The organism is Micromonospora sp. NPDC049004, from assembly GCF_040649315.1.
In the GTDB taxonomy this organism is placed as follows: Bacteria; Actinomycetota; Actinomycetes; order Mycobacteriales; family Micromonosporaceae; genus Micromonospora.
Window position 1 is genome coordinate 46469 of the sequence record NZ_JBEZFG010000015.1, and the last position, 21517, is coordinate 67985.

At 71.3% G+C, this 21517-nt stretch carries 20 protein-coding genes; 13 read left to right on the forward strand and 7 right to left on the reverse strand.

The window, feature by feature from the left end; all coding sequences use genetic code 11:
• Positions 1-217 precede the first annotated feature (217 nt).
• The 8 genes from AB0B97_RS31050 (at position 218) to AB0B97_RS31085 (ending at position 7921) form a co-directional block, all read left to right on the forward strand.
• Positions 218-526, forward strand: coding sequence for a YbaB/EbfC family nucleoid-associated protein (locus tag AB0B97_RS31050; RefSeq protein ID WP_234583305.1), 309 nt, complete (start codon positions 218-220; stop codon positions 524-526).
• Between the two features lie 8 nt (positions 527-534).
• Positions 535-1128 (forward strand): recombination mediator RecR, encoded by a 594-nt coding sequence (gene recR / locus AB0B97_RS31055; protein ID WP_234583245.1) that lies wholly within the window; start codon positions 535-537, stop codon positions 1126-1128.
• A gap of 104 nt (positions 1129-1232) precedes the next feature.
• A complete protein-coding gene (locus AB0B97_RS31060; protein ID WP_357498714.1) occupies positions 1233-1691 on the forward strand; it encodes a hypothetical protein in 459 nt (152 codons plus the stop codon).
• A 229-nt stretch (positions 1692-1920) separates the two neighbouring features.
• A complete protein-coding gene (locus AB0B97_RS31065; RefSeq protein ID WP_357498716.1) occupies positions 1921-3594 on the forward strand; it encodes an ABC transporter substrate-binding protein in 1674 nt (557 codons plus the stop codon).
• 98 nt (positions 3595-3692) lie between these two features.
• The gene (locus tag AB0B97_RS31070; protein ID WP_357498718.1) at positions 3693-4700 is read left to right on the forward strand and encodes an ABC transporter permease; all 1008 of its coding nucleotides are present in this window, start codon (positions 3693-3695) and stop codon (positions 4698-4700) included.
• 65 nt (positions 4701-4765) lie between these two features.
• Positions 4766-5725: an ABC transporter permease gene (locus tag AB0B97_RS31075; RefSeq protein ID WP_357498759.1), complete on the forward strand. Its 960-nt coding sequence runs from the start codon at positions 4766-4768 to the stop codon at positions 5723-5725.
• 112 nt (positions 5726-5837) lie between these two features.
• The gene (locus AB0B97_RS31080; RefSeq protein WP_357498720.1) at positions 5838-6824 is read left to right on the forward strand and encodes an ABC transporter ATP-binding protein; all 987 of its coding nucleotides are present in this window, start codon (positions 5838-5840) and stop codon (positions 6822-6824) included.
• Positions 6821-7921, forward strand: a complete 1101-nt coding sequence (locus AB0B97_RS31085) for an oligopeptide/dipeptide ABC transporter ATP-binding protein (protein WP_234583251.1) — start codon at positions 6821-6823, stop codon at positions 7919-7921. Before AB0B97_RS31080 ends, AB0B97_RS31085 begins: the two co-directional genes overlap by 4 nt.
• A 51-nt stretch (positions 7922-7972) precedes the next feature.
• Here the strand turns inward: AB0B97_RS31085 and AB0B97_RS31090 are convergent, their stop codons facing one another.
• Positions 7973-8365 carry a hypothetical protein gene (locus AB0B97_RS31090; RefSeq protein WP_234583252.1) on the reverse strand — a complete coding sequence of 131 codons (393 nt, stop codon included), beginning with the start codon at positions 8363-8365 and terminating at the stop codon, positions 7973-7975.
• Positions 8365-9006 carry an HNH endonuclease family protein gene (locus AB0B97_RS31095; RefSeq protein ID WP_234583253.1) on the reverse strand — a complete coding sequence of 214 codons (642 nt, stop codon included), beginning with the start codon at positions 9004-9006 and terminating at the stop codon, positions 8365-8367. Before AB0B97_RS31095 ends, AB0B97_RS31090 begins: the two co-directional genes overlap by 1 nt.
• A 107-nt stretch (positions 9007-9113) precedes the next feature.
• Here AB0B97_RS31095 and AB0B97_RS31100 point away from each other — a divergent pair, with 107 nt between their 5' ends.
• Entirely contained in the window at positions 9114-10607 is a 1494-nt protein-coding gene (locus tag AB0B97_RS31100) for an MFS transporter (protein WP_357498723.1), read from the forward strand.
• Between the two features lie 27 nt (positions 10608-10634).
• Here the strand turns inward: AB0B97_RS31100 and leuA are convergent, their stop codons facing one another.
• Together leuA and AB0B97_RS31110 are read right to left on the reverse strand one after the other, a co-directional pair.
• Positions 10635-12392 carry a 2-isopropylmalate synthase gene (gene leuA / locus AB0B97_RS31105; protein ID WP_357498725.1) on the reverse strand — a complete coding sequence of 586 codons (1758 nt, stop codon included), beginning with the start codon at positions 12390-12392 and terminating at the stop codon, positions 10635-10637.
• A gap of 237 nt (positions 12393-12629) precedes the next feature.
• The gene (locus tag AB0B97_RS31110) at positions 12630-13901 is read right to left on the reverse strand and encodes an MFS transporter (protein ID WP_357498727.1); all 1272 of its coding nucleotides are present in this window, start codon (positions 13899-13901) and stop codon (positions 12630-12632) included.
• 80 nt (positions 13902-13981) lie between these two features.
• Between AB0B97_RS31110 and AB0B97_RS31115 the strand changes: the two genes are divergently transcribed.
• Positions 13982-14983, forward strand: coding sequence for an ArsR family transcriptional regulator (locus AB0B97_RS31115; protein ID WP_357498729.1), 1002 nt, complete (start codon positions 13982-13984; stop codon positions 14981-14983).
• Here the strand turns inward: AB0B97_RS31115 and AB0B97_RS31120 are convergent, their stop codons facing one another.
• Both AB0B97_RS31120 and AB0B97_RS31125 read right to left on the reverse strand, forming a co-directional pair.
• Complete coding sequence (locus AB0B97_RS31120) at positions 14984-15514, reverse strand: nitroreductase family protein (RefSeq protein ID WP_357498731.1); 531 nt, start codon at positions 15512-15514, stop codon at positions 14984-14986.
• 84 nt (positions 15515-15598) lie between these two features.
• Positions 15599-16390: a hypothetical protein gene (locus AB0B97_RS31125; protein WP_357498733.1), complete on the reverse strand. Its 792-nt coding sequence runs from the start codon at positions 16388-16390 to the stop codon at positions 15599-15601.
• A 267-nt stretch (positions 16391-16657) separates the two neighbouring features.
• On the opposite strand from AB0B97_RS31125, the gene AB0B97_RS31130 reads away from it, so the two are divergent.
• Together AB0B97_RS31130 and AB0B97_RS31135 are read left to right on the forward strand one after the other, a co-directional pair.
• Positions 16658-17923, forward strand: coding sequence for an aspartate kinase (locus AB0B97_RS31130; RefSeq protein ID WP_234583260.1), 1266 nt, complete (start codon positions 16658-16660; stop codon positions 17921-17923).
• A gap of 5 nt (positions 17924-17928) precedes the next feature.
• A complete protein-coding gene (locus tag AB0B97_RS31135) occupies positions 17929-18990 on the forward strand; it encodes an aspartate-semialdehyde dehydrogenase (protein WP_357498735.1) in 1062 nt (353 codons plus the stop codon).
• A gap of 155 nt (positions 18991-19145) precedes the next feature.
• Here the strand turns inward: AB0B97_RS31135 and AB0B97_RS31140 are convergent, their stop codons facing one another.
• Complete coding sequence (locus tag AB0B97_RS31140; RefSeq protein WP_357498737.1) at positions 19146-20567, reverse strand: diguanylate cyclase; 1422 nt, start codon at positions 20565-20567, stop codon at positions 19146-19148.
• A gap of 170 nt (positions 20568-20737) precedes the next feature.
• On the opposite strand from AB0B97_RS31140, the gene AB0B97_RS31145 reads away from it, so the two are divergent.
• On the forward strand, positions 20738-21517 hold the full coding sequence (locus tag AB0B97_RS31145; protein ID WP_357498739.1) for a phosphodiesterase: 780 nt from the start codon (positions 20738-20740) through the stop codon (positions 21515-21517).

A 21517-nucleotide genomic window follows, 5' to 3' on the forward strand; every position in this document is an offset into this window, starting at 1 on the left:
GGGGGGTGCCGACGCACTACCCGCAGATGGCCGGTTCCCGGTGGTGCCAGCCATACCTCGCAGGTCGTCCGAGCGGGCGGCGATAAAGCCCCGGCACGGCCCGGCGTGGGCGGACGCACCGGGCGGGGCGGGGTCGGTCCCAGCGGTTAGGCTGGTCGGCGGCCGAGCAGACGAGTGCGAGAAGGAGCCATCCGTGCGCCCAGGTGGACAGCCGAACATGCAGCAGATGCTGAAGCAGGCGCAGAAGATGCAGCAGCAGATCGCCGCCGCCCAGGCCGAGCTGGCCGAGGCCGAGCTGACCGGCACCGCCGGCGGAGGGCTGGTCACCGCTACCGTCTCCGGCTCCGGTGATCTGAAGTCCATCAAGATCGACCCGAAGGCCGTCGACCCGGACGACGTGGAGACGCTTGAGGACCTGGTGGTCGCGGCCGTGCACAACGCCGCCGAGGCCGCGCGCGAGTTGACCGAGCGCAAGATGGGTCCGGTCGCCGGCGGCATGGGCGGCCTCGGCCTGCCCGGTTTCTGAGCCGGCAGATGTACGAAGGCGCCATCCAGGATCTGATCGACGAACTGGGACGACTGCCGGGCGTGGGCCCGAAGAGCGCCCAGCGGATCGCGTTCCACGTCCTGTCGGCCGACCCGGCCGACGTCAACCGGCTGGCCGGCGCGCTGCGCAAGGTCAAGGAGCTGGTGCGCTTCTGCACGACCTGTTACAACGTGGCCGAGTCCGAGCAGTGCCGGATCTGCCGCGATCAGCGCCGCACCGACGAGGTGCTGTGCGTGGTGGAGGAGCCCAAGGACGTGGTGGCCATCGAGCGGACCGGTGAGTTCCGCGGTCGCTACCACGTGCTCGGCGGCGCGATCAATCCGCTGGAGGGGATCGGCCCGGACAATCTGCGCATCCGGGAGCTGATGACCCGGCTGAGCGGCGGGGCGGTCCGGGAGTTGATCCTGGCCACCGACCCGAACACGGAGGGCGAGGCGACCGCCACCTATCTGGCGCTGATGGTGAAGCCGATGGGGATCGCGGTGACCCGGCTGGCCAGCGGGCTGCCCGTCGGCGGCGATCTGGAGTACGCCGACGAGATCACCCTGGGCCGGGCCTTCGAGGGGCGCCGAGCCGTCTGACGCCGTACGCCGTCGGGGTTGTCGGCGGCCGGTACAACTGAGGTGACTCCGGTGGGTCCGTGCGACGAGCGCGGGCCCACCGGCGTACCTCAGGGAGGTGGCGAGTGGCGAGGCAGCGGCCGGCCCGGCGGTCCTGGACCCCGGCGGTGCTGGTGGCCGTGCTGGCGCTGGCCTTCGCCGGCGTCCTCGTGGCGATCGAGGTGGGGAGCCGGCGAACCGCCGCGGACACCCGTGCCGGGGAAGCCGAGGCCGAAGCCGCGGTGACCCGGAACGCCCAGGCGTACGGCGCGGCGGTGGTCGCCACCGGTGATCCGGCGCCGACCGACGAACGGTTGGCGGCGGTCGCGGAGGGCACCCAGGTCGAGGTGCAGGAGGTCCGCCGGGCGCCTGACCTGGTGGTGACCGTGTACGGTTCCGCCCCTTTCGGCGTGGTGTTCGGAGTGAGTCACGTGAACGCCTGCCACCGCGTGACCTTCCACGACCTGGGCACGGCCACGGCGGGTTCGGCCGTCGAGCGGTTGGCCGACTGCCCACCGCCGGTGGCCTGGCCGTCGCCCTCCTGACGCACCCCGGGGTCGTCGACGACAGGCGTCGGCGGCTGGCGTCGTGGCGTCGGATTCATGTGTCGCTCGATGTATTCCCCGTGCCGTCGACTGTCAGACGTCCGCGCAAGGTGTCGGCTTGGTAGCGATTGCCTGACGGCCGTTCCGCTTCCGGTGTTACATGTCATAGCCTCCCGCACACGGACCGAGCCACAGCTCGGCGTGGTCATGCGCATGACAGAGGTGAGAGATGCAGGCGAGAAGGCTTAAATCGGCCATGGCCATCGCGGCCGTTGCCGCTCTGGCGGTCGGCGCGGCCGGCTGCGCGAAGAGCGATCGCGACGGCGACAGTGGCGAGGCCAAGACTGGCGGCACCTTCATCTTCGCGGGTGCCGGTGACCCGAAGAACTTCGATCCGATCTTCAACGATGACGGTGAGTCGTTCCGGCCGGTCCGGCAGATGTTCGACACCCTGGTGAGCCACAAGCCGGGCACCGCGGAGCTGCAGGGCGGCCTGGCCGAGAGCTGGGAGCACGACCCCGACGGCAAGGTCTGGACGTTCAAGCTCCGCCAGGGTGTGAAGTTCCACGACGGCACCCCGTTCGACGCCGCGGCGGTCTGCTTCAACTTCGACCGCTGGTACAACATGAAGGGCGCTGCCGCCCAGTCCCAGATGATCTACTACATGGACGTCTTCGGGGGCTTCGCCAACAACGAGAGCCCGGACGCCGGCAAGCCGATCTACAACAAGTGCGAGGCGAAGGACGGCGGCACCGCCGTCGTCACCCTCAACCAGTACAAGGGTGCGTTCCCCGGCGCGTTCGCGCTGACCTCGCTCTCGATCGCCAGCCCCGAGGCGCTGAAGAAGTACGACGCCAATACGGTGAAGCAGAACGGCGACTCGTTCGAGTACAGCGCGTTCGCCACCACCAACCCCGTCGGCACCGGTCCGTTCACCTTCGGTGGCTGGGACAAGGCCAAGAACGAGATCACCCTGAACCGCAACGCGGACTACTGGGGTGACAAGGCCAAGGTCGACAAGGTGATCATCAAGGTCATCAAGGACGAGAGCACCCGCAAGCAGGAGCTCCGCGCCGGCACCGTCCAGGGCATCGACTTCCCGGCCCCGGCCGACCGTAAGGCGCTGGAGGGTGAGGGCTTCCAGGTCATCAACCGTCCGGCGTTCAACGTCCTCTACCTGGGCCTCAACCAGAAGAACCCGAAGCTCAAGGACCTGCGGGTGCGCCAGGCGATCGCCTACGCCCTCAACCGCCAGCAGCTGGTGCAGACCAAGGGCCCGGGTGGCGCCAAGGTCGCCGACGAGTTCATGCCGGACACCGTGCTCGGCTACGCCCCGGACGTGCAGAAGTACGAGTACAACCCGGACAAGGCCAAGCAGCTGCTCAAGGAGGCCGGCGCCGAGGGTCTGACGCTGAACTTCTACTACCCGCCGGACGTCTCCCGGCCGTACATGCCGAACCCGCAGGAGATCTTCACCGTCCTCGCCAACGACCTCCAGGCCGTGGGCATCAAGGTCAACGGTGTGCCTCGCCCGTGGAACGGTGGCTTCAAGGACGACGTGCAGCAGTTCGGTAAGCAGGACCTGCACATCCTCGGCTGGACCGGTGACTACAACGACCCGGGCAACTTCGTCGGCACGTTCTTCGGACGGGCCAAGGTCGAGTTCGGCGACCAGTCGATGACCGAGATGTTCGACGCGATCGCCAAGGCCGACGGCACCGTCGACGAGGCCGGCAAGAAGGCGGCCTGGGAGCAGGTCAACCGGGACATCGCCACCAAGTGGCTGCCGGCCGTGCCGCTCTGGCACGCCCCGCCGGCCATCGTCGTCACCAAGGACGTCAAGGGCATGGTGGCCAGCCCGTTGACCGACGAGCGATTCAACACGGTCAGCGTCAGCAAGTGACGTCCCTCGGCTGAGGCCGTAGGCGTGATCGGCCCGGGTCCGGGGTTCCTCCCGGCCCGGGCCGATCCGCGATTCATCGAGAGTCTGGTGTGTGAGAGATGTTGCGAGTCATAGTCCGCCGCCTGTTGCAGCTGGTGGTGACCCTCATAGCGCTGTCGGCGCTGATCTTCATCTGGCTGCGGAACCTGCCCGGTGGCCCGGTCGAGGCGCTGCTCGGCGAGCGGGCCACACCCGAGCGCCGCGTGCTGCTGACCAAGGCGCTCGGCTACGACCAGCCGATCCTGGTGCAGTACGGCAAGTTCATGCAGCGAGTCGTCACCGGCGACTTCGGCAACTCGATCCGGACCGGTGACCCGGTCACCGAGGTCATCAGCCGCGCCTTCCCGGCCACCGTCGAACTGGCCCTCGCCGCGATGATCATCGCGGTCGGACTCGGCGTGCCGCTCGGCTACCTCGCCGCTCGCTGGCGCGGACGATCGCTGGACAACCTCACCATCGCCGGCACCCTGCTCGGCATCTCGATCCCGATCTTCTTCCTGGGCTACCTGCTCAAGGACGTCTTCACCCAGAACATCCACTGGTTCCCGCCGTCCGGACGGCTCACCACGGGTCTGGACAACACCCACGTCACCGGCTTCTTCGTGCTCGACGGCCTGTTGACCCGGGAGTTCGACGCCAGCGCGGACGCGCTGTGGCACCTGATCCTGCCGGCGATCACGCTCGCCACCATCCCGCTGGCGGTGATCGTGCGGATCACCCGGGCCAGCGTGCTCGACGTCCTCAACGAGGACTACGTGCGGACCGCCGAGGCCAAGGGCCTGCGGCACCGCACCATCCGCGGCCGGCACATCCTGCGCAACGCGCTGCTCCCGGTGGTCACCACCATCGGCCTGCAGACCGGCGCGCTCCTCTCCGGCGCGGTGCTCACCGAGAAGGTCTACAACTGGGGCGGCATCGGCACGCTGATCACCGACTCGATCAGCGGCGGCCGGGACTACCCGGTGCTCCAGGCGATCATCCTGCTCGCGGCGCTGGTCTTCGTGGTGGTCAACCTGCTGGTCGACCTCTCCTACGCCTTCATCGACCCCAGGGTGCGTGTGCGATGAGTGACCCCATCACCCAGGCCGGAGCGCCGACGCCCCGCAGCGGGGACGACAAGCCCCGCCCCGGCATGAGCGAGCGCAGCATCGGCGTGCTCGGCGACCGCAAGAAGGCACGACTGGACGAGTTGGCCCGGGCCAGCGCGTCCGACCGGGGCGGCATCAGCCTCGTCCGCGACGCCGTACGCCGGCTGCGACGCAACCCCGTCGCCATCGTCGGCGCCAGCATCGTCGGCCTGTTCGTCCTGGTGGCGATCTTCGCCCCGCTCATCGCGCCGCACGACCCGGTGCAGCGCTTTGAGGAGCTGACGAAGAACCTCACGGTGGACAGCATCCCGGGCGCCAGCGGTGACTTCCCGTTCGGCTCCGACCCGCTCGGCCGGGACTTCCTGTCCCGGATGATCTACGGTGCCCGGCAGACGCTGTTCGTGGGTGTGCTCGCCACCCTCATCGGTCTGGCGCTCGGCGTGCTGATCGGCGCGATCGCCGGCGCCTTCGGCGGCTGGGTCGACGTCGTCCTGATGCGACTCACCGACGTGATGCTGGCCCTGCCGAGCCTGCTGCTCGCGATCACCCTGGTCGCGATGGCCAGCCGGTCGAGCCAGTGGACTGTCATCTTCGCGGTGGCCATCGTCAACGTGCCGATCTTCGCCCGGCTGCTGCGCGGCTCGATGCTGGCCCAGCGGGAGAGCGACCACGTGCTCGCCGCCCGCGCGCTCGGCGTCAAGCAGCGCAACATCGTGCTGCGGCACATGCTGCCCAACTCGCTGACCGCCGTGATCGTGCAGGCCACCCTGACCTTCGCGGTGGCCATCCTGGACGCCGCGGCGCTCTCGTTCCTGGGCCTCGGTGACCCGGACATCAACCGGGCCGAGTGGGGCCTGATGCTCGGCGTGGACGGTCAGCGCTACTTCGAGGTCCGTCCGGAGCTGGCGTACTACCCGGCGCTCGCGATCATCGTGGTCGCGCTCGGCTTCACCCTGCTGGGTGAGGCGATGCGCGAGGCGATCGACCCGAAGAACCGGCGGTGACCGCGGTGCGCGCAATCAGCACGGCCGGCCCGTGCCTCGGGCGAGCGCGAGGAGTGAGCTTGCGAGCCCCGCAGTCGCGAGTGAAGGACCACAGCAGTGAGGAAGTGACCCGATGAGCCTGCTCGACGTCCGTGACCTGAGCGTCGTGTTCCAGCGGCGGGGCGAGCGGCCCTTCACCGCTGTCGACAAGGTCAGCTTCACCGTGGAGCCGGGGCAGACCGTCGGCCTGGTCGGCGAATCCGGCTGCGGCAAGAGCGTGACCAGCCTGGCCATCATGGGCCTGCTGCCCAAGCGGGGCAACAAGGTGAGCGGCGAGGTGCACTTCGACGGCACCGACCTGCTGAAGCTGCGTCCCGACGACATGCGCGACCGGCGCGGCCGGGAGATCAGCATGATCTTCCAGGACCCGCTGTCGTCGTTGAACCCGGTCATCCCGATCGGCATCCAGGTGGCCGAGGTGCTCGAACGCCACCAGGGCCGGGACCGCAAGCAGGCGCTGCGGGAGGCACGGGACCTGCTCGACGCCGTCGGGATTCCCGACCCGCAACGGCGACTCAGCGAGTACCCGCACCAGATCTCCGGCGGGATGCGCCAGCGCGCGCTCATCGCCATCGCCCTGGCCTGCAAGCCGCGGCTGCTGATCGCCGACGAGCCGACCACCGCGCTCGACGTGACAATCCAGGCGCAGATCCTCACCCTGCTCAAGCAGTTGGTCGACGAGACCGGCACCGCGCTCGTGATGATCACGCACGACCTCGGCGTGGTGGCCGGGCTCTGCGACACCGTCAACGTGCTCTACGGCGGCAAGGTCGTGGAGCGGGCCCGCCGGCACGAGCTGTTCGCGCACGCCCGGCACCCGTACACCCACGGGCTGCTCAACTCGGTGCCGCGGCTGGACTCCCCGCGCGGTGAGCGGCTGCACGCCATCCGCGGGTCGGTCTCCGACAACATCCCGTGGACCGAGGGGTGCGCTTTCGCCCCGCGCTGCGACAACGTCGTGGACGCCTGCCTGGAGGGGCCTCCGCCGCTCGAACCCACCGCCACCGGCGGCGACCTGCGCTGCAACAACCCCGTCTCCGAGGAGGTGGCGGCCCGATGACCGAAGAGACCACCCCGCTGATCGAGCTGCGCGACGTCAAGGTCCACTTTCCGATCAAGAGCGGCCTGCTCTTCGACCGGACCGTCGGCTACGTCTACGCCGTCGACGGCGTGTCACTGAGCATCCGCAAGGGCGAGACGTACGGCCTGGTCGGCGAGTCGGGCTGCGGCAAGTCGACGCTGGGTCGTGGCCTGCTGCGGCTCGTCGAGCCCACCGACGGCGAGATCGTCTTCGACGGCACCGACGTCCGGGCCCTCAAGGGCGAGGCGATGCGGCACGCCCGCCGCCGCATGCAGATGATCTTCCAGGATCCGCTGTCCAGTCTCGACCCTCGACAGTCGGTGGAGTCGCTGCTGGTGGAGGGCCTGAAGGCGCACGGGCTGGCCGGCGACAAGGCCGAGACCAACCGGCGGTTGCGCGAGACGCTGGAGGCGGTGGGCCTGCCCGCGTCCGCCCTCAGCAAGTACCCGCACGAGTTCTCCGGCGGTCAGCGCCAGCGCATCGGCATCGCCCGGGCCCTGGTGCTCAACCCGGACCTGATCGTCGCCGACGAGCCGGTCTCCGCGCTCGACGTGTCGATCCAGGCGCAGGTGCTCAACCTGCTCGAGGACCTGCAGAACGAGCGCGGTCTGACGTACCTGATCATCGCGCACGACCTGGCTGTGGTCCGGCACATCGCCGACACGGTGGGCGTCATGTACCTCGGTGGTCTCGTCGAGGAGGCGTCCAGCGACGACCTGTACCGCGAGCCGATGCACCCGTACACCCGGGCGCTGATGTCCGCCGTGCCGGTGCCCGACCCGGTCGTCGAGGACCGCCGCGAGCGCATCCTGCTCGCCGGCGACCTGCCGTCGCCCAGCAACCCGCCGTCGGGCTGCCGGTTCCACACCCGGTGCCCGTGGGCGCAGCCGACCCGCTGCGCGAGCGAGCGACCGGAGTTGCGGGACGTCGTCGGTGGGCACCGGGTGGCCTGCCACTTCGCCGAGGACATCGCCGCCGGTCGGATCCGGCCGCACGAGGTCGAGGTGGAGCTGGTGCGCCCGACCGATGGCACCGGTCCCGTCGACCCGCCGGGCGAACTGATCCCCACCCCGTGACGCGGTCCGGGGCCGTCCGCGACGGACGGCCCCGGATCTGCGTACGGGGCCTCAGCCCTCGGGACGGTTCAGCAGCGCCACCGCGACGGCGTGCACGGCGTCCAGCCCCGCCGGATCGGCCAGCGCGACCGATCCGCCGGTCACCGCGTACCACTCGTCCGCGTCCTTGTACTGCACCCGCAGCGTGACCTTGCCGTCCGCGTACTCGGTGCGCAGGGTCAGCTCACCGGTGACGACGCCGACCTCGTCGGTCATCACCCCGCCCGGTCCGGGCACGATGTCGGCGGTCCGGCTCTGCGGCGCGCTCGCGCCGGTCGAGTCCGCGACCATGCCGGCGCCCGGCACCGCGGCCGGCGTGTCGCCGGTGCCGTCGGCGGTCATCCCGGCGGCGGACGGGGCCGTGTCCGCCGCCGTCTTGGCGTCTGTCGCCGGTTCCTCGCTCATCAACAGCCCTCCAGCATGTCGGTCAGGGCGCTCTTCTCGGCGCTCGTCACCGTCAGCTTCCAGTAGTGCTTCACCGTCACCCAGTCCTTGGCGTACTGACACCAGTACGACCGGTTTGCCGGCTTCCACTGGGACGGATCCTGGTCACCCTTTGCCCGATTGGAGGACGCGGAAACCGCGATGAGCTGCGGACGTGTCGTGTCGTTGGCGAAGTCACCCCGCTTGGCGTTGTCCCACTCGTCGGCGCCCGAGCGCCACGCGTTGGCCAACGGCACCGTGTGGTCGATGTCCACGTCGGAGGGATCGGTCGCGCTGCGGCCGTCGTACACGCTCTCCCAGCGGCCGCCGACGACGTTGCAGCCGGACAGCTTCACGTCCTTGCCGTCGCGTTGCAGGATGCTGTCCCGCACGTCGCAGTTCTTGCCGGTGTCCCGCCAGTGCGGGAAGCGCTCCCGGCTGTAACCCTTCATCGAGCCGGCGGTGGCGACGGTCAGCTGGCCCAACTGCTCGACGGCGTTGCCGCCGCCACCCGGTGCCGGCGTTCCCTCCGGCTCCTCGGGCGGGACGCAACCGGCTACGCCGAGCGCCAGCGCCGCGACGAGCGCGGTCACCGCCGCGCGCTGTCCTGATCTGGTACGCACAGACGACACCTCTCCAGCTTGCGGGCTCCCGGCGATTGCGCACAGTACCCGGGCATGGTTTCGGCGTTTCGTGGCGTCTCCCACATCCTGCAAGGCAGATTGGTGAGATGACCACTGCCGTACCATCGCCCGCTCTGCGGATGGGCACCGCCGCCGGCCGGGGGACGCTGCTCGCCGCGGTGCTCGCCTCCGGCATGGTCTTCCTCGACAGCACCGTCGTCAACGTCGCGCTGCCGAAACTCGGTCAGGATCTCGGGGCCAACGTGGCCGATCTCCAGTGGACCGTGAACGGCTACCTGCTGATGCTGGCGGCGTTCGTGCTGCTCGGTGGGGCTCTCGGGGACCGCTTCGGTCGGCGACGGGTCTTCCTGATCGGGGTGGTGTGGTTCACCGTGGCCTCGGTGCTGTGCGGGCTGTCCCAGGGCACCGGCACCCTGATCGCCGCCCGGTTCCTCCAGGGCGCCGGCGGGGCGCTGCTCACCCCCGGCTCCCTGTCGGTGCTCCAGGCCAGCTTCCACCCGGACGACCGGGGCAAGGCGATCGGCGCCTGGGCCGGGCTGTCCGGTGTGTCCACCGCGCTGGGCCCGTTCCTCGGTGGCTGGCTGATCGACGCGCTGTCGTGGCGGTGGATCTTCTTCCTGAACCTGCCGCTCGCGGTGCTGGTGGTGTTGGCCACCGTCCGCTGGGTGCCGGAGAGCCGGGACGAGAACGCCTCCCGGACGCAGGGGCCGGACCGGACGCGACGCCGGTTCGATGTGGCCGGGGCGCTGCTCGGCGCACTCGCGCTCGCCGGCGTCACGTACGCATTGATCGACGCGCCCTCCCGGGGCTTCACCTCGGCGTCGGTGCTGATCGCCGCGCTGGTCGGGGTGGTGGCCGCGGTGACCTTCGTGCTGCTGGAACGGCGGCGCGGCGACACGGCGATGCTGCCCACCGGGCTGTTCAGCAGCCGACTCTTCTCCGTCCTGAACATCTTCACCGTGGTGGTCTACGCGGCGCTCGGCGGGTTCACCTTCTTCTTCGCGGTCTACCTGCAGAACGTCGTCGAGTGGTCGGCCTTTCGCACCGGGATCGCGCTGCTGCCGATGACGGTGCTGCTGCTCATCGGGTCGGCCCGGGCGGGCGCGCTGTCGGCGCGGATCGGCCCCCGGCTGCCGCTTGCCGTCGGGCCGGTGATCGCCGCCATCGGTCTGCTGCTGCTGCGCGGCGTCAGCCCCGGCGCGTCGTACTGGACCGACGTGCTGCCCGGGGTGCTGCTCTTCGGTCTCGGGCTGACCCTGGTGGTGGCGCCGCTGACCGCGTCGGTGCTCGCGGCGGTGCAGGACCGTTTCTCCGGGGTGGCCAGCGGCTTCAACAACGCCGCGTCCCGCGCGGGCGGTCTGCTCGCGGTGGCCGCGCTGCCGCTGCTGGTCGGCCTCTCCGGCGGGGGCTACGAGCAGAAGGCCGAGCTGACCGACGCGTTCCGGGGAGCGCTGGCCTGGTGTGCGGGGCTGCTGCTGGTCGGGGCGGTGCTGGCCCTCGTGCTGGTGCACCGGCCCCCGCGCGCGGCGCCGCCGTCGCAGCCCTGCCACCAGATGCCCGCCGCCACGCCCCCGAAGTAGACCGACTTCGGGGGCGTGGCGGGAACGTCAGCCGCGGGCGCGGTTGACGGCGCTGGTGACCGCCTTGATCGACGCGGTGACGATGTTGGCGTCGGTGCCGACACCCCAGACCGTCCGACCGTCCACCTCGCACTCCACATAGGCGGCGGCCTGCGCGTCGCCACCGGAGGACAGCGCGTGCTCGTGGTAGTCGAGCACCCGGACGCCCACCCCCACCGAACCGAGCGCGTTGACGTACGCGTCGATCGGGCCGTTGCCGACTGCGGCGAGCGAGCGCTGCTCGCCGCCCACGCCGACCTGTGCCTCGATCTCGACCTTGCCGTCGGTGGTGCCGATCGTGTAGCCGCCGAACCGGATCGCCGGGTCGGGCTGGTGGTCGAGCAGGTAGTGCGTCGCGAAGATCTCCCACATGGCGCGCGGGTCGACCTCGCCGCCGTCGTGGTCGGTGACCTGCTGCACGACCCCGGAGAACTCGATCTGGAGGCGGCGGGGCAGGTCCAGCTGGTGCTCGCTCTTCATGATGTACGCGACGCCGCCCTTGCCGGACTGCGAGTTGACCCGGATGACCGCCTCGTAGGTGCGGCCCAGGTCCTTCGGGTCGATCGGCAGGTACGGCACCGCCCAGGTGTGCTCGTCCATCGGCACGCCGGCCGCCTTCGCGTCGGCGGCGAGGGCGTCGAAGCCCTTCTTGATGGCGTCCTGGTGGGAGCCGGAGAAGGCGGTGTAGACCAGGTCGCCCGCGTACGGGTGGCGCTCGTGCACCGGCAGCTGGTTGCAGTACTCGACGGCCCGCCGGATCTCGTCGATGTTCGAGAAGTCGATCATCGGGTCGATGCCCTGGGAGAAGAGGTTGAGCCCCAGGGTCACCAGGTCGACGTTGCCGGTGCGCTCGCCGTTGCCGAACAGGCAGCCCTCGATCCGGTCCGCGCCGGCCAGCAGGCCCAGCTCGGCGGCGGCGACCCCGGTGCCCCGGTCGTTGTGCGGGTGCAGGCTCAGCACCACGCTGTCGCGACGCGGCAGGTGCCGGTGCATCCACTCGATCGAGTCCGCGTACACGTTGGGGGTGGCCATCTCGACCGTGGCCGGCAGGTTGATGATCAGCGGCCGGTCGGGCGTCGGGTCGATCACGTCGATCACCCGGGAGCAGACCTCCAGCGCGTACTCCAGCTCGGTGCCCGTGTACGACTCCGGCGAGTACTCGTAGAAGATCTCCGTGTCCGGGGTGTGGATCTCCGCGTACTTCTGGCAGAGCCGCGCGCCGGTGGTGGCGATGTCGGCGATGCCGTCCTTGTCCAGGCCGAAGACCACCCGCCGCTGGAGGGTGGAGGTCGAGTTGTAGAAGTGCACGATCGCCCGCTTGGCGCCGCGCAGCGACTCGAACGTCCGGTCGATCAGGTGCTCCCGGCACTGGGTGAGCACCTGGATGGTGACGTCCTCCGGGATCATGTCCTGCTCGATGAGCTGCCGGACGAAGTCGAAGTCGGTCTGGCTGGCCGACGGGAAGCCGACCTCGATCTCCTTGTAGCCCATCTGGACCAGCAGTTGGAACATCCGCCGCTTGCGCTCGGGCGACATCGGGTCGATCAGCGCCTGGTTGCCGTCCCGGAGATCCACCGCGCACCAGCGCGGAGCGGCCTCGACGGTACGGGTGGGCCAGGTGCGGTCCGGCAGGTCGATCCGGAACTGCTCCCGGTACGGCTGGTAGCGGTGGTACGGCATCCGGCTCGGGCGTTGCCGGGCGATCGGATCGGTATCGGTATCGGCGTCGGTGACAGGTTGAGCCATCTCAGAGTGCTCCCTGGAACATGTGGCGTCAGCAGATCGGAAGGTGTCGGCGAGGTGCCGGGCGACGGTGCGCGGCGGTGCCGAGAGGAAACTCAGATGTGCTGGACGGCGCGATGCGACTCCGCGACGAGGTGCCGGCCGGTCAGGCCTCGTCGCGGCGGCTAAGGAGAAGAAGCGCCCGCCACATGACCAGGTCACCCTACGTGATGGAACGGAGGGTGGAAAGGTCGGTCCGGACTATGGGACCGGAGTCATGGCCGGCTCCGGGACCTCGGCGCCCAGCCTCGGCGTCCGTAGAGCCCAGGCCACCGCGGGCACGATCGCCACTCCGACCAGCACGAAGATCGCTGCCGTCGGTAACCATCCCCAGCCGCCGGTGGTCACGCCGAGCGCGGTCAGCCCCGCCGGGGCGATCAAGTACTGCACCTGCTCGCCGAGCCGGAACGCCCCCACGTACGCGCCGCGTTGGCCGGCCGGCGGCAGGGTGGCGGTGAGCCCCCAGGTGCCCGCCGACTCGATCAGCTCGGCCAGGATCAGCACCGTCGCGGCGGCCACCAGCACCACGATGGTGAGCCAGCCCCGGGTGAACCCGGAGATCGGCAGGACCAGACAGAACGAGGCGATCAACAGCGCGCCCCGGCGGGAGGCCTTCGCCGCGTCCGCGGCGGTGTCGGCGCCCCGGCTCACGCGCACCTGGAGCAGCACGATCAGGACAGTGTTGAGCAGCACCAGGGCGGCGATCACCGTCTTCGGGGCGTCCGTGTGGGTGAGGATCCAGAGCGGCATGACCGTCAGGTAGAGCGCCTGGTGCGCGGTGAGCAGCCCGGAGAGCAGGGACACCGCCATGAACGGGCGGTCCCGCAGCACGGCGAGCCGACTCATCGGCTCCACCGGCCGGGTCACCTGCGGCAGCCGGGGCAGCCGCCGTACGAACAGGGCCGTCACCAGGATCACCGCCGCGATGAACCAGACCATCGCGCGGTACGCCTCGATCGTGTCCACCGCCAGCACCACGCCGCTGATCACCGCGCCCAGCCCGAAGCCGACGTTCAGCGACGAACGCTGGTACGCCATCGCGGTGACCCGCTCGGCCGGGGGGAGTGCGTTGATCGAGTAGACCTGCCGGGCCACGCCTGTCGACGCATCCACGGCCGCCAGTGCCACCACCACGGCGAGGAAGCTGGCGAAGCCGCCCACGAACGGGTACGTGGCGAAGAGCGCCGCGTCCAGCACCAGCCCGACGATCCAGACCCGCTGCGGTCCGTACCGGTCGGTGAGCCCGCCCAGCGGCACCGTGCCCAGCAGCGACACCCCCGCCGCGATGGACAGCCCCAGCCCGACCTGGGCGGCGCTGAGCCCGAGCGCCCGGGTGAAGAAGACGGCGCTGCCGGCATGGAACAGGCCGCTGCCGACGGCGTAGACCGTGGCCTGCACGGCCAGCGCGCGGATCAACCCGGCCGGCGGTACGACGTTTCGGACGGCAGTGCGGATGGTTTCTCTGGCCCCCATGGCCGGGAGTGAACCGTGCCCCCATGACGACGGTCGAGCCTTTTAGGCTGGACCGAATCCTGCTCCCGAGGGGGGTGTCAGTGTCCGAGTTGCGGTTCAGCCTGGCCGACGTCGCGGGGGTGCGGCTCGCCGTGTCGCCGGTCAACGAGACGGTCATGAGCATGTGGGCGATGGCCAGCCCGGTCCGCTACGCGGTGCACCTGCCCTGGATCGACCGGGCCCGGGTGACCCTGCGTCGCCCCGAGGTGGCCGCCCGGGTCGGTCCGCTGACGCAGATGGTCGGGCGGGGGCGCTGGTTGCCCGACTTCCTCACCCCGGCGGCCCGGCCGAACGTGGAGATGGCCGAGCAGCTTGAGCAGATCGCCGCGACACCGCCGAGCGTGGTGGTCCAGGATCTGCTGGCGACCGTCCCGAGCCGGCCGCTCAATCCGTTCGGGCAGGCGCTGCTCGCCGACCCCCGTGGACTGCTGCCGCAGCTCGTCGACGCGGTGCGGGTCTGGTACGACGAGGCGATCGCCCCGGACTGGCCGCGGATGCGGGCGCTGCTCGACGCCGACGTGGCGTACCGCGCCGCCCAGCTCGCCGAGAACGGCGCCGGTCGGTTCTTCGAGCAGCTCCACCCGAGCCTGCACTGGCACGGGGACCGGGTGATCAGCGACGACACGTTCGGGCGGGACTTCGACCTGCGCGGTCGCGGGCTGGCGCTGAACCCGACGGTGTTCAGCGGGCGGCAGGTGCTGTGGAACCTGCTGGAGGATTCGCTGCCGGCCGGCGCGTACCCGGTCCGGGCGGTCGGGACGCTCTGGGAGGCGACCGCGCCACCGCCCGGCGACCCGCTGGCACGGGTGATCGGCCCCGGCCGCGCCGCGCTGCTGCACCTGCTCGACACGGCCACCACCACCACCACCGACCTGGCCCGCCGCACCGGGATGTCCGCGGGGAACGTCTCGCAGCACCTGGCCGCGTTGCATGCCGCCGGCCTGGTCAGCCGGTCTCGACAGGGTCGGCACGTCCTCTACCGCAACACCGACGCCGCAGAGGTTCTGCTGCGGGCCAGCGGGGCGGCCGACCCGGTCGGGTGATCAGGCGAGCAGCAGGTCGGCGACCGGCCGACGGTGCCGCAGGCCGGTCTCCCGGGCGCGCAGCTCGGCCGGGAGGGCGAACGGGTCGCCGAGCCGGCCGACGGCGGCGACCACCAGCGGTCGGACGCCGCCGGGCAGGTCGAGTTCGATGGCGAGGCCGGCCCGGTCGAAGCGGACGAGCTGGCGGACGTGCAGACCGAGCGCCGTGGCCTGGAGCGTGAGGTGGGCCATCGCCTGACCGAGGTCGTACGCGGCCCGCTCGGCGTCGCCGCCGGTGTGCGCGCCGACCACCAGGGTCGCGGCGTGCCGGGCCCAGCCCTGGTCGTCGGCGGGCAGGTTGATCAGGATCCGTTTCCAGTTCTGGTCGTCCCGGTGGCCGAGGGCGAACCGCCAGGGCTGCCCGTTGTCCGCCGACGGCGCCCACCGCGCGGCCTCCAGCAGCGAGGCCGCCTCGTCCGAGGTCAGGGTGGCGCCCGGGTCGAACGCCCGAGGGCTCCAGCGGAAGGCGAGCAGCGGGGTCAGGTCAGCCATGCCGAGAATTGTCCTGTATGGGTGGTTCGCCACTCAACGTGGGCTCGCCGGATGTGGGCAAAAGCACCCGTAACGGTATGAAGATCAGGGCGTTCCCGCGCTCGGGCTGAGTGTCGGATCGGGCGTCGGAGGGGCGGCGGTGTCGAGGGGCTCCGCGTCCACCACCACCGGCCCGGCGAGCTGCACGGTGGCGGGCGCCGGGCCGGGCGGGGCCGCCAACCGCAGCGTGCCGGCCTCGGTCCGGACGCCGGTAGGCGTGCCGTCGGTGTCGTAGCAGTAGATGCCGACGTCCAACGGCGCGTTCAGCGAGGCGGAGGTGGACTCCACCGAGTAGCAGGTCCCGGTCAACCCCTTGGGCGTGGCGGCCAGGGCCACCGCGAGCGGCGCACGCCGGTCGGTCAGCACGTCCAGCCAATCGGTGAGTGGATGCTGGATCCGGGGGTCCAGCCGGCGCGGGAGCGCGTCGTCCCGTTCGCCGAGGCGTACGCAGCGCGCCGGCTCCGGATGGCCGGTCGAGGGCAGCGCGCACTGGAACAGCCCGTCGCCGGTGGCGGCCAGCGAGACGTCGGCGGTGCCGCCCAGCGCCCCGCCCGGCACGTCGACCCGCCAACTGCCGTCGTTCGCGCTGGTGAACACGATGCTGCGGTCCGGTTGGCCGGTCCGGCCGAACACGTACCGCGCCACCAGGTGGCGATCCTGTGCGGCGGCGGCCAGGGCGGCCAGCTCGTCCCGGGCGCCGTCCACCTCGACCGGCCCGGGATCGGCCGGCGGCGGAGGCGGCGGAGGTTGCTCGCTGGTGCAGGAGACCAGGACTACCGGCAGGGCGAACACGAGCGGCCCGAGCACGCGGCTGGCCGAGCGGTGAAGGACGGGCACCGGCCCATTCTGGTGGGTGCGGGCCAGGTGTGGGCAGCGGCGGGCAGCCGTCCGCCCCGGCGTGTCGGGCACGGACTTTCGGCGTACCGCCCGAACTCGCGGACCTGGCCACCCGCGTTGCCCGGACGGCCGCGCGGGCCGGATGGTGGGATCACCCGACCCGCCGCCGTGACCCGCCGGATACCCTCATGGGGTCTGACACGCGCCGCCGGCCCCGGTTCCGGCGGCGTCGGCACGCTCAGGGTCACTGGGAGGGAGTGCACCGTCGTGGCACTCGTTGTGCAGAAGTACGGCGGGTCCTCCGTCGCCAACGCCGAGCGGATCAAGCGGGTGGCCGAGCGCATCGTCGCCGCCCGCAAGGCCGGCGACGACGTGGTGGTGGTGGTCTCCGCGATGGGGGACACCACCGACGAGCTGCTCGACCTGGCCAACCAGGTCAGCCCGCTGCCGCCGGGCCGCGAGCTGGACATGCTGCTCACCGCCGGGGAGCGGATCTCGATGGCCCTGCTGGCCATGGCGATTCACAACCTGGGGTACGAGGCCCGCTCGTTCACCGGCTCGCAGGCCGGTGTGATCACCACCTCGGTGCACGGCCGGGCGCGGATCATCGATGTCACCCCGGGGCGGCTCAAGGGCGCGCTCGACGAGGGCTCGGTGGTCATCGTGGCCGGCTTCCAGGGCGTCTCGCAGGACACCAAGGACGTCACCACGCTGGGCCGCGGCGGCTCGGACACCACGGCCGTGGCGCTCGCCGCCGCGCTGCACGCCGACGTCTGCGAGATCTACACCGACGTGGACGGCATCTTCACCGCCGACCCGCGGATCGTGCCCAACGCCCGCCACATCCGGGACATCACCTACGAGGAGATGCTGGAGCTGGCCGCGTGCGGCGCGAAGGTGCTGCACCTGCGTAGCGTGGAGTACGCCCGCCGGGCGGGGTTGCCGATCCACGTCCGTTCGTCATACTCGACCAACACCGGCACGATGGTCACCGGATCGATGGAGGACCTTTCCGTGGAGCAGGCACTGATCACCGGGGTCGCGCACGACCGCAGCGAGGCCAAGATCACGATCGTCGGCGTGCCCGACGAGCCGGGTGCCGCCGCGCGGATCTTCGACACCGTCGCCGGCGCCGAGATCAACATCGACATGATCGTGCAGAACGTCTCCACCGAGGGCACCGGCCGGACGGACATCTCGTTCACGCTGCCCAAGGCCGACGGCCCGACCGCGATGGCCGCCCTCAGCAAGATCCAGGAGCCGGTCAAGTTCAAGGGCCTGCTCTACGACGACCACGTCGGCAAGGTGTCCCTGATCGGCGCCGGCATGCGCTCGCACCCCGGCGTGGCCGCCGGCTTCTTCGCCGCGCTCGGCGCTGCCGGGGTCAACATCGAGATGATCTCCACCTCCGAGATCCGCGTGTCCGTCGTCTGCCGGGACACCGACCTCGACGCCGCGGTCCGCGCCATCCACGACCAGTTCGAGCTGGGCGGCGACACCGAAGCCGTGGTCTACGCCGGGACGGGAAGGTAGCGCCGATGACGGCGCTGCCCACCCTCGCCGTGGTCGGAGCGACAGGTGCCGTCGGCACCGTGATGTGTGAGCTGCTCAGCGGGCGTCGCAACGTCTGGGGTGAGATCCGGCTCCTCGCCTCCGAGCGTTCGGTCGGCAGGCGGGTGCGCTGCCGGGGCGAGGACATCGTCGTCCAGGCGCTGACCCCGGAGGCGTTCGACGGGGTCGACGTGGCGATGTTCGACGTGCCCGACGAGGTCTCCGCCGAGTGGGCGCCCATCGCCGTCGCCCGGGGCGCGATCGCCGTGGACAACTCCGGCGCCTTCCGGATGGACCGGGACGTCCCACTTGTCGTCCCGGAGATCAATCCCGAGCAGGTCCGCAACCGACCCCGGGGCATCATCGCGAACGCCAACTGCACCACCCTCGCGATGATCGTCGCGGTCGCGCCCCTGCACCGCGAGTACGGCCTGCGGGAGCTGGTGCTCGCCTCCTACCAGGCGGTCTCCGGCGCCGGTAAGGCCGGCGTGGACATCCTGCACGACCAGCTCACCAAGGTCGCCGGGGATCGAGCGCTCGGCTCGCGTACCGGCGACGTCCGCCAGGCGGTCGGCGACGACCTCGGCCCGTTCCCGGCGCCGCTGGCGCTCAACGTGGTGCCCTGGGCGGGCTCGCCGGCCGACGGCGGCTGGTCGTCGGAGGAGATGAAGATCCGCAACGAGTCGCGGAAGATCCTCGGCCTGCCCGACCTCAAGGTGAGCGCCACCTGCGTGCGCGTGCCGGTGGTGACCGGCCACTCGGTGGCCGTGCACGCGGTCTTCGCCACCGAGGTCGACGCCGAGGGCGCCCGCGAGGCACTGCGCAACGCCCCCGGCGTGATCCTCGTCGACGACCCCGCCGCCGGTGAGTTCCCGATGCCGATCGACGCGGTCGGCACCGACCCGAGCTGGGTCGGCCGCATTCGCCGCGCCCTGGACGACCCGCGCGCCCTCGACTTCTTCGTCACCGGCGACAACCTCCGCAAGGGCGCCGCCCTCAACACGGCCCAGATCGCCGAACTCCTGGCCAAGGAACTCCGCACCCCCTAGCCCGCCCCACCCCCGCGCCCCCGCCCCTCACTCCGCCCCGCTCCGCGTGCCGATCATGGAGTTGTGGTGGGCGTTTTAGCCCCGGAAGGGGTGAACGTCCCCACCACAACTCCATGATCGACGTAGCGAGGGGCGCGGGGCGAGGGCGGGGAGGTTCACGCCGCGGCCAGGTGGACTCCGTCTCGGCCCTGGCGTTTTACCGCGTAGAGGGCCTGGTCGGCCCTTCGTAGGGTGCGGTCGGGGGACTCGCCGGGGCGGGGGAGGGCGACGCCCACGCTGATCGTGCGACCGGTCCGGCGAGCAGCCTCGGTCAGCCGCTCGGCGATCCGGACCGCCTCCTCCGGACGGCTCACCTCGATCACCGCCACGAACTCGTCGCCGCCGATCCGGTACAGCTCGTCGCCGTGGCGCAACGCCCCCTCCAGCGCCCGCGCCAACCCGACGAGCACCTGGTCGCCGGCCTGATGGCCGTACGTGTCGTTGACCGTCTTGAAGCCGTCCACGTCGATCGCCAGCAGAGCCGTACGCCCCGGGGTGGCCGCCGCGATCCGCTGCCCGAACGGGCCGGTGTGCCGCAGCCCCGTCAGCGGGTCCGAGCTGGCCTGCTCCCGCAGCCGGGCGAGCGTACGCAGCCGGTCCAGGCTGGTCCACACCTGCCCGGCGAGCAGCTCCATCAGGCTGACCGTGGTCGGGTCCGGCCGCAGCGCCCGCTCGTCGGCGACGAGCAGCGCCCCACCGACGTCCGGTGGACCCACCGGAACGGCGATCAGCGTGCGTACCCCGGCCCGGGTCAGCGGCCGGTAGTCCTCGGTCGGCGGGTGGCCCGCCTCGCCCAGTGTGTAGCCGGCGCCGTACCGGTGCGCCCGGTCGATCATCCGGCCGAGAGCCTCCGGCCCCGCCTCGGCCAACTCGGCCCGGATGCGGGTCTCCAACTCGCACCCCGCCAGCGCCGGCGGCCCGAGCTGGGCGCCCTCCGGGCCGCCGATCAGCAGCACCGCGGTGGAGAGGGTGGACACCTCCCGGGCGGCCGAGGTCGCCGCGCTGATCACGGACTCCTCGGTCGGCGCGGCGGAGAGCGCGGCGGCGTGCCGGAGCAGCTTCTCGCTCCGGCTCTCTGACGGCGGGCCGCCCAGCGCGGCGATGCGCGCGCCGAGCCGGGCCGCCAGCCGCTGCGCGGTCTCCTGCCACGGCTCCAGGTCGACCGGCCCACTCCACTGCAGGTCCAGTACGCCGAACACCCGGCCCGCCGGGTCGCGCACCGGCACGCACAGCTCAGCGGTCACGTCCGGGCGTACCGGAAGGTAGTCGGGGTCGGCGGTGACGTCCGGGACGACCGCCGTGACGTCGGTGGCGTACACCCGGCCGACGATCCCGGTGCGGGCCGGAACGGTCGCGAAGACCTGCCACGCGCCGGTCGCCGCCACGCACCGCAGCCGGTCGTGGGCCTCGAGCAGCACCGAGATGGTGGCCGGGGTGTGGCGCGACAGCGCGGCGACCGTCCGCCGGCAGGCCTCCGGCGCGGTCGACGCCATCGACAGGCCGACGGTGCCGTCACGGATGACTCGCTGATGATCCACTCGCACGTCGTTCCAGGTAGGGGAGGGTTCTGCGCGATCAAGCGTACCCACGCCGACGGAACCGCCCCGAGCTTCGTACACATGTGCTATCCACAGGCTGTGGACGCAGCCTGTGGGAAGAAGCGGCGGGCGATAGCGTGGAACTCCCGTCGCCGAGGAGGCGAGCACTCATGCTCATCGCCCAGCTCAGTGATCCGCACGTGACCACCGGCCTGCTCGCCGCCGAGCCCGCCGCCGGGCTGCACCGGGCGCTCGGCCGGGTGCTGGCCCTACGCCCGCGACCCGACTGCGTGGTCATCACCGGCGACCTGGTCGACCACGGCCGACCCGACGAGTACGCTGCGCTGCGCGAGCTGATCGGCCGGTTCCCGCTGCCGGTGTACCTGGCCGCCGGCAACCACGACGACCGGGAGTCGCTGCTCGACGCGTTCGGCGGCACACCCTGGCTCGGCGGCGGGTTCTCCGCCTACTACCACGTCGACCACGAGGCGGCGACTGTCGTCGTGCTCGACTCGCTCACCCCCGGCAGCGGCGGCGGCAACCTGGGCGAGGAGCAGCTCGCCTGGCTCGACGGCGTGCTCTCCGGTCGGCCCGACGTTCCCGCCGCGATCTTCCTGCACCACCCGCCGGTCGCGGTCGGCATCCCGGCGGCGGACGCCATCCGGCTCGCCGACGGGCCCGCGCTGGCCGAGGTGATCGGCCGGCACCGGCACGTCGTGCGGGTCGCCGCCGGGCACCTGCACCGTCCGGTCACCATTGGGTACGCCGGCACGGTGCTCACCGTGGCACCCAGCACCTGGAAGCAGAGCACCCTCACGATGGCCGCCGACGAGGTGATCGGCTGGGTCGCCGAGCCGACCGCCTTCCTGCTGCACCGCATCGAGCCAGACGGCTGCACGACCCACGTCGTACAGGTCAGCCACTCGGCCGGCCAGACCTGCGGCTTCTGA

Excerpts from the sequence above, each read along its gene's own strand:
- AB0B97_RS31050 (WP_234583305.1), top strand. The coding sequence starts at position 218 with ATGCAGCAGATGCTGAAGCAGGCGCAGAAGATGCAGCAGCAGATCGCC.
- recR (WP_234583245.1), top strand. The coding sequence starts at position 535 with ATGTACGAAGGCGCCATCCAGGATCTGATCGACGAACTGGGACGACTG.
- AB0B97_RS31065 (WP_357498716.1), top strand. The coding sequence starts at position 1,921 with ATGCAGGCGAGAAGGCTTAAATCGGCCATGGCCATCGCGGCCGTTGCC.
- AB0B97_RS31070 (WP_357498718.1), top strand. The coding sequence starts at position 3,693 with ATGTTGCGAGTCATAGTCCGCCGCCTGTTGCAGCTGGTGGTGACCCTC.
- AB0B97_RS31075 (WP_357498759.1), top strand. The coding sequence starts at position 4,766 with ATGAGCGAGCGCAGCATCGGCGTGCTCGGCGACCGCAAGAAGGCACGA.
- AB0B97_RS31080 (WP_357498720.1), top strand. The coding sequence starts at position 5,838 with ATGAGCCTGCTCGACGTCCGTGACCTGAGCGTCGTGTTCCAGCGGCGG.
- AB0B97_RS31085 (WP_234583251.1), top strand. The coding sequence starts at position 6,821 with ATGACCGAAGAGACCACCCCGCTGATCGAGCTGCGCGACGTCAAGGTC.
- AB0B97_RS31090 (WP_234583252.1), bottom strand. The coding sequence starts at position 8,365 with ATGAGCGAGGAACCGGCGACAGACGCCAAGACGGCGGCGGACACGGCC.
- AB0B97_RS31100 (WP_357498723.1), top strand. The coding sequence starts at position 9,114 with ATGACCACTGCCGTACCATCGCCCGCTCTGCGGATGGGCACCGCCGCC.
- leuA (WP_357498725.1), bottom strand. The coding sequence starts at position 12,392 with ATGGCTCAACCTGTCACCGACGCCGATACCGATACCGATCCGATCGCC.
- AB0B97_RS31110 (WP_357498727.1), bottom strand. The coding sequence starts at position 13,901 with ATGGGGGCCAGAGAAACCATCCGCACTGCCGTCCGAAACGTCGTACCG.
- AB0B97_RS31120 (WP_357498731.1), bottom strand. The coding sequence starts at position 15,514 with ATGGCTGACCTGACCCCGCTGCTCGCCTTCCGCTGGAGCCCTCGGGCG.
- AB0B97_RS31135 (WP_357498735.1), top strand. The coding sequence starts at position 17,929 with ATGACGGCGCTGCCCACCCTCGCCGTGGTCGGAGCGACAGGTGCCGTC.
- AB0B97_RS31145 (WP_357498739.1), top strand. The coding sequence starts at position 20,738 with ATGCTCATCGCCCAGCTCAGTGATCCGCACGTGACCACCGGCCTGCTC.